Here is a 13,183-nt window from a genome sequence, read left to right as displayed (position 1 = left end):
AAATTCCTTTAACCACAGTGTGATAAAAAATGGTGAAGTGCAGCAGCATAACCTACCGGATTTTCCCGATGTGCATTATGCCCTGCATTTTCAATCAGCGTTAATGGCAATGTATATTGTTGCGAAACGCTTCGAAACTTTTGATCTCGCTCCCCACAAAAATAGTGGTATGGGCAAATCAGTTGGTGCAAATTGGGTACTAAAAACGGTTGCTGAGATAACGAGGTGCTCTCTAACATATCCGCAATACCTTGCGGATTATTTTCTTGGCGCAATTCAATCAATTTATTTCGCTGATCCGATGATAAATCTGCAAAAACAGTTTGTTGGTACCAGTCATTTAATACCTTGCTCATGGGCTCTGCACGAAAACGCTGTGCCCATGCATTGTCATTCTTTTCACGTTCGCGTCTTGCCTGCGAGTCATCCAACCCAACATTTCCGCCTTCAATGACCAACCCTAACAGCCCTTTTGGCTGGTAAAAGCAGGCAAAGTGCATGGCAAGACGAGCACCTAATGAATAACCTATTAAGTAATATTCATCAATTTGATGATATTGCAAAAGAGCATTCAATTGTTCATTAAAGTGTTCAAAACCTTGGCACGTTTCTTCCTGCGAACCACCGTGTCCAGGTAAATTAACGGCTAATGATCGGTAATCATTAAACTGCTCAATCACAGAAAGCCAATCATCCGCACTGCCCAGCAACCCATGAAGCCAAACGAGACAAGGGCCTGATTTTTCTGGGTTGTGTAGTGTTGCAGCTAACATCAGAGCTCCGCTGCAACGCTAAGTAACTGTTTTAATGTACGTGCACCTTCATCACCCTCAACAAACAGTTCAACAACAAGTGTGCCATTTTGATTATGCCAAAATTGTTGAACAGTATTTTTTAAGCCATCCCAATCTGTCGGGGCGCTGTATTGCAGTCCAAACATTTTTGCAGCAGGTTCAAAGCTGACATTCTGCGGCATACAATAATAGTTTTGTCTCGCATCATCAGGCGTTGGCAGCATGGAGAATATTTGCCCACCATTATTGTTTACGATAACCAAAATGGTCGGAGCAGAGGGTTCGCGTAATAGAGCAAGGCTGTTTAAATCGTACAACGCAGAAATATCCCCCACGATCCCCAACGTGGGTCTCGCTGTTGCACGTTGTACACCAGCCAATGTAGAAATGAGCCCATCAATACCACTGGCTCCACGATTACTATAAACTGGGTAACTCACTGGTAACTGTGCGAATGAATCAATCAAACGTACGATTAAGCTATTACCAACAAATAATTGCCCACGAGGGGGAAGTAACTCAGGGAGCTGATGTGCAACTGCGGCTTCAGAAAATTGGCCTATTAATTGTTTTTCAACATATTTTTGGGTTTTTTCAGCAAGTTCTAATAATGATCCACACCACAAGCTACGAGGTTGTGCTGGGTGATTTTCAAGCCAGCCTTTGATTGAGCATGTCAGCTTACGCCCCATATGATTCGCAGGGTCTAAGCGTTGTGGTATCGGGTCCACAATCCAGTATTCTTTTGGTTGGCAATTAGCTTGCCATTGCAGTAACCGTTTACCTGTGATACTTGAGCCAAATTGCACGACTAATTCAACATCCTGCAATATGGCTTGAGCACTTGGATTTTGTAGCCATAAATCACTACATGGATACGGTTGCCCCGTTTGAGATAACACATCACCCAATACTGGCCAACCCAGCTCTTGAGCCCACGCTGCAACAAGTTCACCCTCTGACGCACTCATGCGTCCCGCGATAACAACACCTTTTTTTTGCCGCCAAAAATACCAATCCGCCACAAGAGCAACAGTGTGTGTTAATGGTTCACTTAACCATGGATGATTCGAATTCCACCAATCACCTAATGTTTGCTGCCATTCATACTCCCCTTCGCTCTCACCGTAAAGAGGCTCTGCAAACGGGCAATTAATATGAAAAGCGCCATGATGAAGTTGATTCATGCCGTTATCCACCGCTGTCGCCAGCCATTTGGCTGAAATATCTCCCGTTGGGCGTGGTAACATTAATGACTGGGCAGGATGTGATGCAAAAATATGCGTTTGGCGAATTGCTTGGTTTGCTCCACAATCAATCAACTCAGGGGGTCTATCGGCGGTAAGAAAAACAACTTTTTCCCCCGTTAATCCTGCTTCAATTAATGATGGATACAAATTAGCCACAGCAGTGCCTGAGGTAACAATTACACCAACTGGTTCGCCACTTGCCTTAGCGAGGCCTAAAGCAAGGTGTCCTAGACCGCGTTCATCAAAATGAGTATGGCTGTGTAATTTTGCGTTGCTAATTGCGGCCAGCGTTAGTGGCGTAGAACGAGAGCCCGGCGCTATACAGATGTGTTTCATTCCGTGACGGCTCAATGCTTCAATGATCACTTCAGCCCAACGGATATTAAATGCAGAATTCGACATAATATGCTCAGCAAATTATTAATTATCAATCAGTTTAGACTGATAGAAAAAATTTTCTTGATCTCAGAACAATTTTTAGTGAACTAATTGAAAATAAAAAGAAAATAACCATTTTTATTTTAAGGTTTTTAGCCATTACCAAACAACGATTTTAAACCCGCTGCTTTATTTTCAATTTCTTCCCACTCTTGTTGCGGGTCTGAATCTCTCACGATGCCAGCGCCTGAGTATAGTGAAACTTGCGAACCATTAATTTGAGCACAGCGCAAAGAAACGGCAAACTCGCTTTTATTCAAGCTAATAAACCCGCCAGTACCCGCATACCATCCCCGAGAAAAAGGCTCATTTTTTGCAAGAAATTGCCGTGCTATTTTTCTTGGTAAACCACAAACTGCCGCAGTTGGCTGAAGACGTTGCAAGCAATCGCTGTCAGAAGGGGTAATCAGAGTTGCTACAATTGAACGATATAAATGTTGTATCTTTCTTAAGCGAATAACTTTTGCTGAGGAAACATCAATCCCCGTAACAGCGCCCTGCAATTGCTGGCAAATATCATCCACCACCACTAAATTTTCATGCTGATTTTTTTTATCTTCCATCAGCCATTTGGCGTATTCAGCAGCAATAATATCATCAGGATCATTGGCCACTGTACCTGCGAGAGCCTCAGAATTAAGTTGCTCGCCTTGTCGCAAGTATAAGCGCTCAGGTGTTGATGAAATGAACCCTGTGTGTTTATCAAATGCCATCATAAAGTGATAGCAATGATGATTGACTTGTTGGCTTGCAGATAAAAACTCAGCAACTGATATCGCTTGTGAAAGGGATAATTGCGTTTCCCGCGCCATCACCACTTTCTCCATTTTGCCCATCTTCATATCACGAATAGCGCCATTTAATAAACGGCACCATTCATCATGGCAAGGAATATGTTTTTGCTCAGTGATCGAAGCAGAAAGCGTTAGCGGTACATCAGATGCCGTTGTCAGCTGCGAGAGAAATTCAATTGCAGCTTGAATATCCGCTTGCCCATCAATATTTAGACTCACATTGATGGTTGAGCGCAATCGGTGAATTTCTAAACGTGGAAGAAAACAATATGTTGCTTGTTGTTTTTCTTCATTTGTCAGCCCATCCCCAGCCGCATTCCAACCATTCAACCCCCATAAACGCACATCGGGTATCTGTGGATATTGGGATAAGAAATATTCAGCATCTTCGATAGAATAAAAGGACTTAACGCGCCCCAGCGCACTACATTCTTCTGCACCGGTACGTTGATACCAATAAAATTGCGGGTAGCAAGTCTGTGAAGATAGCCAAGCTAAGCCAGGAAAAGCCGTTTGTTCATCAAATTGCCAAACAAGTCGTGTATATTCTTTGTTTTCCAGTGCCAATGTAGACAAATGATCCAGAATTTCAGCTATTACTTTATCAATTTTTTTATTTATCACTTTAGATCCCTACTGCCACAGCACATCGATTGACATCAAAGATTATATAGCGCAATGAAACGCATTAATACATTGATGAATCATTGTCTCTATAGCTATTCTCCCGCAAGTACTGTTTTTGCTGATTCATAACAACCGGCTAAGGCTGGAATGTGATGTTCTTCTTGCGCCTAGTATAGTTTATTCTATCAATTATATAATGACATATTCATTTAATTAATTGATATTTTGTGGCTTTATCACTGTTCTTGGCATTACGTGACCAATTTATTAGCCAATCAACTGCTTTGCATCATAGATATCAGCGATTAAACGGTTGGGGCGCATTAATGAGTACGAAATACACTCACCTTCCACCCCCCATATTTCTTTTCATTATGAAACTTATTTTAATATAAACTGAGCACGAGTAGTGTGATGCGCTATCTTAGAACTAAGATATTTTTAGGCCATTTGCCTTCAATTCATAAAACTTAGCTTTATAAAGTTTGTCTTTCTATTAATTAAGCCAATTTTATAAATGTGAATTTTTACTATTGTGATACACACATTGAGTTATTTTTTAGCGATGATTTTCATTTTTTAGTATCAACCCCTTTCATCAGTTTCGAGTAGGTTACTCAATATAAAGCACTCACTTTATCGTTTACCGACAGTTAATTTCCAGTGAACAGAAGTAATCTCGATACCTGCTATACATACGCATCCAAATAATGAATCAAGTTAAGACTTCATTACTCATTAACTTAATAAAGTTGGAATTCATAATGCATACTCAAGAAAGTTACGACCGAATTATTGAAAAAGAAAATATAGGAAATGCAACATTAGCATTGTTAACTAATCAAGATACCCTGTCTGCACGTTCAGCAGGTATTTTCACCTTAGATGATTTGCTCAACATTCATAAACATGTTCGTTTCGCGCTTTCACTACCCTTACGAGAAATGGACATTTTAAAATGGTTTGGTATTAATGAGTCAACAGAACTTCCTATTAGTCTCAATGATTTAACTAGTGCGATCATGGATATTCGAACCCATGCACACAGTTGGGACAATGTAGAACAACAAGTGAAAGAACAATCGGTTAATCTATCTCTGACCAGCCGAAATATTATGCAAACAGGTAACCAGATCATTGAATACATTAACCATATGCCGATTTTACAAAAAATATCCGATAGCTTAGATGATTTAACCGAAAGTGATTTAGATAAAATTATCTATCAAAATGATGATCAACAAATTGCTACTGAGCTTGTTAGCATTTTAAATTTAATTAAGAACGATATAAAACAGCAATCGATAAAAACAATAAAAATCAAAAATACAGTATCAGATTTTAGGGCTTATATTACAGGTGGATATCTTTCAAACTTTGAACACGTTGAATCCTTACTGTTTAATATCAAAGGTCTTTATCAGCAACTCGAACCCGTCAATCGTGACAGCTCCGAATCCTTTTTGAAAGAAATGATTGAGTTTAAAAAACAAGATATTGTGCAGTTAGAGCAAGAGTACTCCCATTTTATCAAACTATGTTTCACTGGATTAACAGGGGGAATCATTGGCCTAGTCATCACCAGTAGTATTTTTGGGCCTAAAGCTGATGCAATAAGAACCAAAAAAAATGAGTTATTAAAAGAAATTGCCGAACTAAACATCAAGATTAACAATGAAAAATTAATTCAAAAAACCATTTTCGATATTCAACTTAACTTACATAAAATTGAAAGTTTGTTTAAAGATGCTCGATTAGCGATTGACCACCTTGACTATATGTGGCTAGTTATTTTGACTGAAATAAAACAATCCATAGATATTTTTCAACGAATAAATAATGCAGAAAAACTAATACAATTTATTGCCCAGTTCAAACGAATTATTCTGTCTTGGAGTTCAATTCAAGACTACTCAGTTCATTTAATTAAATTATTTGATGAGCTACAAATAAATAACACATCATCTCAATAAAAGGCATTAATATGCATGACAACCTTGACCTACCCATGTTACCCCCTATTGATATTTATCAATTAAGATGTATTTCAAACAATATTGTCTCATTCAATAAAAACATCATGAATTATGATTATATTATTTATGGTCGCATTCAAAAAATTGCAATAAAAACGGAACGGCTAAATGAGCTAATTAGAAATTCAATTCCAATATTACGCATAAAACTGAATTACATAATGAACAATGAATTAAAGGATATAAATCCGAGTAATGATGATTATTCAGATATAAAAAATCAATTCCTGACATCAAGTTTTATTGATGATTTAAGGGATACAAAATTAGAGCTCGAGAAATTAATTTCAAAAATTCGCTACACAAATGAGTCATTACTGGTATTTCATCTCAATGAACCCAATAAGTTAAAACTATCTCAATACACAAATCAAAAAGAAATTCTTTTGACCGCCAAGCATAGTATGCAAGCAAAAATAAATGATTTACATCAAAATTACTCTATTATTACTGCTGCTGAAGATATTGTATTACGTTCAAAACTGACTGATTTTTTTGATAAATATTTTCAAGGGAAGGAGATAATTGATTCTTTAGACATTCCGCCTAATAAAAAAGAAATTTTAAAATCAGCGATTAGTTATATTAGAAACCTGATGACGATGGTAGATGATGGTCTTGAATTTACAAAATTAGTCGATGTTCGATTGTATTTAAGTGATCAAATTATTGAACACAAAGAAGAGCTGAATACCCTTGATACAAATATTTTTAGGCTCACACAACTGATGTCTCTCTCCAATGAAATCACTGCTATCGATTTCCATAAGCAGACCATTATTCATCAAGTTGGGTTACTCAAAAATTACTGGGAATCATGGTGCCAATATATTAGTGAAAAGATGTCCGAGCAAACTCTTAACTTTGTGCAAATCAACACCGCAAGCAAAATGCTGATGACCTATTTGAATGATGTGGAATACCAATGTCAACGCCAATTACCCGATTAAAAAAAAACCGGTTACTTTACAGTAACCGGCTTCATATTACTTATACGATATTCATTAACCAACGATTGCCACGGCTAATGCCGACATATCAATAAGCGGTTGTGGCCAAACACCGAAGACTATGGCTGCAATTGCACAGATAGCCGCAAAAACCGTACCCAACGTTGCTTTTTCAGGGCCAGTATAACGCTCAGCATGTTCTGCATCACGGCTGTATAGGCTTGCCATAAAGCGCAGGTAATAGTACAAACCAATCGCACTACCTACCACCACAGCACCTGTTAACCACCACAGTTCTGCATTTACTGCGGAAACAATCACATAGAATTTACCAATAAACCCTAATGTAATTGGGATACCCGCTAAGGATAACAACGCAACCGTCATCACTGTAGCGAGAACGGGTTTATGCCAGAACAACCCACGGAATGCGCTGAAATCGTCTTGGTCATCACCACGGTAAGGGCTCGAAACGATACTGATCACACCAAATGCACCCAAACTTGCGAACAAGTAACCGACTAAATAAATTGCAATCGTCACTTGTGAAGCAACAGGGTCAACACGCAGGGCAACAAGTGCCACTAACAGATAACCCATATGGGAGATAGAAGAGTAACCCAGTAAACGTTTTGCACTTTTCTGCGTAATAGCCAGTAAGTTACCAAACAAAATAGACGCTATCGCAATCACTGAAATGACAATTGCTAGTGTGTCGCTGCTGGTAATTGGCGCTTCCATAAAGATACGCACTAATACGGCGAAAATAGCAATTTTACTGCCCGTTGCTAAGAACGCAGAAACGGGTGCTGGCGCGCCTTGGTATACGTCCGGTGTCCACAGTTGGAATGGGAACAGAGACAGTTTGAAACCAAAACCGACAATTAACATACCAAAGCCAATCATTACTAATGGTGCATGGATTTGGTTGTCAGACAGGCTTTGGCCCACTGAAGCGAAGCTTAAGCTACCTGATTCTGCATACAACAATGCAATACCAAATAACAGGAACGAAGACGCTGCTGCGGATAACAGCATGTATTTGATCCCAGCTTCTAAGGTACGGCTGCGTTCGAAGGTATAGGCCACTAAACCAAACAGAGGTAATGAAATCAGTTCGATACCGATAAACATTGACGCCATGTGGTTTGACATGGATAACAGCACACCACCTGCTACGGCAATCGCCACTAACAGATGAAATTCGTCTCTGTTGTCACCAAAGCCTTCCAGCCAATGGTAAGCAAAGATGCTGGTACCAATACCTGCGATCAGGACAAGTGCACTGTAGAACAGTGCAAAGCCATCAACACGGATAAGCGAAGTCACATCCATCAGGTAGCCATCGGCTACCCAAATGAGAGAAAGCAACGCAATGATAAAACCCGATACTGTCAGTGCGGCACTAGTCAGGTGATCGCGTCGCCACGCAATGGACAGCATCACAACCACCGCCGTCAATCCGACGATCATCAGTGGTAGTATTGCGATCAGTTCTTGAGGAGTTATTGTCATGGCGAATTACAGCCCTAATGTTGTTAGTGAAGCAGAATACAGGTTATGCAATGTTTCCATTGAACCAACTGATGTATCTAGAATTGGTTGTGGATAGAAACCGATAATAACCAGTAAAGCAGCCAGAGCCAGTAGCACACCGAATTCACGCGCCGTTAACCCTTTCATTTCTTTTTCTGATTTTGGTGTACCGTAATAAGTCTGTTGCATCATCCACAGTGAGTAGATAGACGCAAACACTACACCAAATACCATAATGCAGGTCACTAATGTGAATTGGCTGAAGCTACCGAATAGGATCATGAATTCACCAATGAAGTTACCTGTCCCCGGCATACCTAACGTTGCCGCAGCAAAGAACAGGGACATTCCTGGTAACCATTTAATGCGTTTCCACAATCCACCCATCATGCGCATATCACGCGTTTGTGTACGTTCGTACAGCTGGCCACTGATGATAATCAGCGCCGCACCTGACAAGCCGTTAGTGATCATTTGGATCACAGCACCTTGGTACGCTAACACTGAACTTGCATAAATCGCCACGGTCACAAACCCCATATGGGATAAGCTACTGTAAGCCGCCAGACGTTTAATGTCTGTTTGTTTGAATGCCAACCATGCGCCGTAGAAGATACTGATCACACCCAGTGTCATCGCCACTGGCGTGAACTGAATAGAGGCTTCTGGGAACAACGGCAATGTAAAACGTAGTAGGCCATAAGCCGCGGTTTTTAGCATAATACCGGAGATATCCACCGAACCTGCGGTTGGCGATTGCTCTTGGGTATCTGCCATCCAACCATGGAATGGCACCAATGGCATTTTAACAGCGAAGGCAATGAAGAACCCTAACATCAACATGAATGCGACGCTGCTAGACATTTGCGTGCCTAATAACTGGTCGTAATCAAATGTTAAGATACCGGTTGAGTTGAAATGTGCCAGTGCCAATCCGATGATGGACACTAACATAATCAAACCACTTGCCTGCGTATAGATAAAGAACTTGGTCGCGGCATTAACGTGTTGTCTGTTTTCTGAACCTTTGTGTCCCCAATTTGCAATCAGGAAGTACATCGGGATCAGCATCATCTCCCAGAAGAAGAAGAATAAGAACAGGTCAACCGCGGTGAAAATCCCCATCACCCCTGTGATAATCCACAGAAGGTTAAAGTGATATGCACCTTGGTTCTTTTGGTTTTCACTCCATGAGCTCAGAATCGAGAACGCACCCATGATAGAGGTCAGAACGACCATCAACAGTGATAAACCATCAATCGCTAAGTGAATGTTAATTCCCAGTGCAGGGATCCACGGCATTAAAAACTCAGATTGCCACAGTGGAATGCCTTGTGGATTAGCCAGAGAGTAGCTCCCTTGTAACCACAGTTGCACGGAAAGAATAAGTGTTAATCCCATCGTCGCCAGCGCAATCCAGCGTGGAGCGCGGTGACTGAACCGGTCAGCCTGCCAGCTCAGCAGGCCACCGATGAAGGGAATAAGTATTAGCCAGGGTAGTAGCATGGCGCAATGTGTCCCTTAATTAAACCAAAAGCAGCAGAGCAAGAATCAGCACTGCACCCAGCCCCAATGAGGCAACATACCAACGGATCTGGCCGTTTTGACTCACAGAAAGTCCTTTGTTCGCTAAGCTTGATAAGCGCGCAGGAATATTCATTAGTGAGTTAATCGGATCGCTTTCCAGTAGCCATGCAATCCCTTTAAACGGTTTCACAAAGACGACGTCATACAGCCAGTCAAATCCCCATGCTTGGTACCACCACGCACTGAAGAAGCGACCAACCGCCGTTTTCGCGATAGCATCAACAATGGAACGTCTAAATAGATAGAGGAATGCAGCAATCAACAGACCTGCGATTGCAAACCCGCCTGAAATCGCTTCAAGTAAGACTTTACCGTCTTCACTTCCTGCGGCTTCCGCTGGGAATACCCCTTCTAATGGTTGGTGAATTAAAGCACCAACAAACGTTGCAAGGATAGCCAGAATGCCAAGTGGCAATGTGTGAGTGATGCCTTTAACCTTATGCGCTTTGATTTTTGCTTCACCGTGGAACACGATGAAAATCATACGGAAGGTATAAATTGCGGTCATTAATGCACCGAGGATACCTGCCCATAACAACACAGTTTGTCCATCAAGCTGCGCGCCCCACAAAATTGCATCTTTACTGTAGAAACCTGCGGTAAACAGTGGCAATGCTGCCAGTGCGCTTCCGCCGATTAACATCACAGCGTAAATGAATGGGATTTGCTTACGCAGCCCGCCCATTTTGAAGATGTTTTGTTCGTGGTGGCAAGCGAGGATCACCGAACCTGCTGACAGGAACAACAACGCTTTAAAGAAGGCGTGTGTCATTAGGTGGAAAATCGCCGCGTCCCAAGCCTGAACACCTAGCGCCAAGAACATATAACCAATTTGGCTCATGGTGGAGTAAGCGAGGACACGTTTGATATCCGTTTGTACAACAGCGGCAAAACCTGCCAGTACTAATGTTACTGCACCCACAACGCCAACTAAGTGTAATACTTCAGGCGCTAACAGGAACAGAACATGGGTACGTGCGATTAAGTAAACGCCTGCGGTAACCATGGTTGCGGCGTGGATCAGTGCAGAAACTGGTGTTGGACCCGCCATCGCGTCGGCTAACCATGTTTGTAATGGTAGCTGTGCAGATTTACCGACTGCACCACCTAATAACATCAAGGTCGCCCAGTTGATTGCGCTTGAACCTTCAGCAAATTTTTGAGGTGCTAACACCGCCATTTCGCTGAAATTCAGAGTGCCCAGTTCATTCCAAAGAATAAACATACCGATAGCAAGGAATACGTCACCGATGCGCGTTACAAAGAACGCTTTCATCGCGGCTTTACCGTTGTCTGGATTGGTATAATAGAAACCAATCAGCAAGTAACTGCACAGCCCTACCCCTTCCCAACCGAGATACATCAGCATCATGTTATCGGCGAGGACTAAAACCACCATGCTCGCGATAAACAGGTTGGTGTAAGCGAAGAAACGTGAGTAACCTTCCTCGCCACGCATGTACCAAGAAGCATATACGTGAATAAGGAAGCCCACACCCGTTACCACACCTAACATGGTCAGTGACAGACCATCTAACATCAAGGTGAATGGGATATTAAAGGTGCCGACAGACATCCAAGTCCAAAGTGGCTGAACAAACACGCCAGCGTCGGGTTGAGCTAAAAATTCGTTACCAGCATAGAATGCGACGAGGGCAGCTAAGCCGACCGACCCCGCACCAATAATGGCCGAAACGTTTTCTGACCAGCGTCCACGGGAGAAGGCTAATAACACCGACCCCAGTAAAGGCAACAGAATAGTTAAATAGAGTAGGTTCATCCGCGCATCTCACTGACTTTATCAATATTCAGGTTCTGACGATGACGATGGAGTTGCAGTAACAACGCCAATCCAATACTCGCCTCCGCTGCAGCCAGAGCGATTGCCAAGATATACATAATCTGGCCGTCTGGTTGCCCCCAAAAACTCCCTGCGACGACAAATGCCAGTGCAGTTGAGTTAATCATGATTTCCAGTCCGATCAACATGAAAAGCAAGTTGCGGCGGATAACAAGGCAGCTAAGCCCCATCACAAATAAAATTGCCGCTAAAATCAGACCATGTTCTAGAGGTATCATTTTTGCTCCTCCGCAATGCTAACAAGGTCAGCACCGTTTTCTTTACGGTCACGTCCAACGTGGAATGCGACGACGATACCTGCCAATAACAGCAATGAAGCAAGTTCAACAGCCAGAACATATGGCCCGAACAAGCTGATACCGACTTCTTTCGCCCCAATCACTGTGCCATCAATGCCTTTCTCGAAAGATAAAGACGTGATGCCGTAAACTAAGATAGCCAATAACACGGCAGATAATGCCGCAGGACCAATCCAGTTTTTCGGTGTTAACCAAGCGCGCTCTTGTTCTTGCACAGAGCGGCCTAGGTTCAGCATCATGACGACAAACACGAACAAGACCATGATGGCGCCTGCGTAAACGATGATTTCTAACGCACCCGCGAAATACGCGCCGAGTGAGAAGAACACCATTGACAGTGCCAGCAGAGAAACAACCAGATACAACAGTGCATGCACCGGGTTGGTATTAGTTATCACCCTCAAAGTTGCAAGTATTGCAACCAGACCGGCGATATAAAATGTAAATTCCATGAATATCGCTCCTTATGGCAACAGGTCTTTGACGTTAATCGGTTTCGCTTCGTTATCCGCTTCACCTTTGTCTTTACCTGCAATCGCCATACCCGATTTACGGTAAAAGTTATAATCAGGATATTTACCTGGACCTGAAATCAACAGGTCATTTTTCTCGTAAACCAGATCCTGACGTCGCCAGTCGGCCATTTCAAAGTCAGGTGTTAATTGGATTGCCGTGGTTGGGCAAGCCTCTTCACACAGACCACAGAAAATGCAGCGCGAGAAGTTAACGCGGAAAAATTCCGGATACCAGCGTCCATCTTCGTGCTCGGCTTTTTGCAGTGAGATACAACCCACTGGGCAAGCAACCGCACATAAGTTACACGCAACACAACGCTCTTCACCGTCTGGATCGCGCGTTAGCACGATACGACCACGGTAACGGGGTGGCAGATAAACCGGCTCTTCTGGATACATTTGCGTTTCGCGTTTATCGAACGCATGTAGGCCGACCATCCAAATACTACGTACTTGGGTGGCGAAACCGACCAATAACTCTTTCAATGTCATGGTT

General features: G+C 42.3%; 11 protein-coding genes. 2 read left to right on the top strand and 9 right to left on the bottom strand.

Annotation, left to right across the window (positions count from 1 at the left end; translation table 11 throughout):
• Positions 1–8 precede the first annotated feature (8 nt).
• The 3 genes from menH to J6836_RS04595 form a co-directional block, all read right to left on the bottom strand.
• Complete coding sequence (menH, locus tag J6836_RS04605) at positions 9–773, bottom strand: 2-succinyl-6-hydroxy-2,4-cyclohexadiene-1-carboxylate synthase (RefSeq protein WP_219247227.1); 765 nt, start codon at positions 771–773, stop codon at positions 9–11.
• A complete protein-coding gene (gene menD, locus J6836_RS04600) occupies positions 773–2,446 on the bottom strand; it encodes a 2-succinyl-5-enolpyruvyl-6-hydroxy-3-cyclohexene-1-carboxylic-acid synthase (protein ID WP_219247225.1) in 1,674 nt (557 codons plus the stop codon). The genes menH and menD overlap by 1 nt, the downstream gene beginning before the upstream one ends.
• A gap of 128 nt (positions 2,447–2,574) precedes the next feature.
• Positions 2,575–3,900, bottom strand: coding sequence for an isochorismate synthase (locus J6836_RS04595; protein ID WP_255586323.1), 1,326 nt, complete (start codon positions 3,898–3,900; stop codon positions 2,575–2,577).
• A gap of 767 nt (positions 3,901–4,667) precedes the next feature.
• Here J6836_RS04595 and J6836_RS04590 point away from each other — a divergent pair.
• Both J6836_RS04590 and J6836_RS04585 read left to right on the top strand, forming a co-directional pair.
• Entirely contained in the window at positions 4,668–5,876 is a 1,209-nt protein-coding gene (locus J6836_RS04590; RefSeq protein WP_219247223.1) for an alpha-xenorhabdolysin family binary toxin subunit A, read from the top strand.
• 11 nt (positions 5,877–5,887) lie between these two features.
• Complete coding sequence (locus tag J6836_RS04585; protein WP_219247221.1) at positions 5,888–6,889, top strand: alpha-xenorhabdolysin family binary toxin subunit B; 1,002 nt, start codon at positions 5,888–5,890, stop codon at positions 6,887–6,889.
• Between the two features lie 54 nt (positions 6,890–6,943).
• Here the strand turns inward: J6836_RS04585 and nuoN are convergent, their stop codons facing one another.
• The 6 genes from nuoN to nuoI are packed head-to-tail and all read right to left on the bottom strand — an operon-like array spanning position 6,944 to position 13,179.
• Positions 6,944–8,404 carry an NADH-quinone oxidoreductase subunit NuoN gene (gene nuoN / locus J6836_RS04580; protein WP_219247219.1) on the bottom strand — a complete coding sequence of 487 codons (1,461 nt, stop codon included), beginning with the start codon at positions 8,402–8,404 and terminating at the stop codon, positions 6,944–6,946.
• Between the two features lie 6 nt (positions 8,405–8,410).
• Positions 8,411–9,931 carry an NADH-quinone oxidoreductase subunit M gene (gene nuoM / locus J6836_RS04575; RefSeq protein ID WP_219247217.1) on the bottom strand — a complete coding sequence of 507 codons (1,521 nt, stop codon included), beginning with the start codon at positions 9,929–9,931 and terminating at the stop codon, positions 8,411–8,413.
• A 19-nt stretch (positions 9,932–9,950) separates the two neighbouring features.
• Positions 9,951–11,792 carry an NADH-quinone oxidoreductase subunit L gene (nuoL, locus tag J6836_RS04570; protein ID WP_219247215.1) on the bottom strand — a complete coding sequence of 614 codons (1,842 nt, stop codon included), beginning with the start codon at positions 11,790–11,792 and terminating at the stop codon, positions 9,951–9,953.
• Positions 11,789–12,091 carry an NADH-quinone oxidoreductase subunit NuoK gene (nuoK, locus tag J6836_RS04565; protein WP_004912233.1) on the bottom strand — a complete coding sequence of 101 codons (303 nt, stop codon included), beginning with the start codon at positions 12,089–12,091 and terminating at the stop codon, positions 11,789–11,791. Before nuoK ends, nuoL begins: the two co-directional genes overlap by 4 nt.
• Positions 12,088–12,624: an NADH-quinone oxidoreductase subunit J gene (nuoJ, locus tag J6836_RS04560; RefSeq protein WP_219247213.1), complete on the bottom strand. Its 537-nt coding sequence runs from the start codon at positions 12,622–12,624 to the stop codon at positions 12,088–12,090. The genes nuoK and nuoJ overlap by 4 nt, the downstream gene beginning before the upstream one ends.
• A 12-nt stretch (positions 12,625–12,636) precedes the next feature.
• Positions 12,637–13,179, bottom strand: coding sequence for an NADH-quinone oxidoreductase subunit NuoI (gene nuoI / locus J6836_RS04555; protein WP_004259834.1), 543 nt, complete (start codon positions 13,177–13,179; stop codon positions 12,637–12,639).
• Positions 13,180–13,183 lie beyond the last annotated feature (4 nt).

Source organism: Providencia sp. R33 (assembly GCF_019343475.1).
GTDB lineage: Bacteria > Pseudomonadota > Gammaproteobacteria > Enterobacterales > Enterobacteriaceae > Providencia.
Note: the sequence above shows the minus strand (reverse complement) of the source record. Positions and strands in the feature narration are given on the sequence as shown.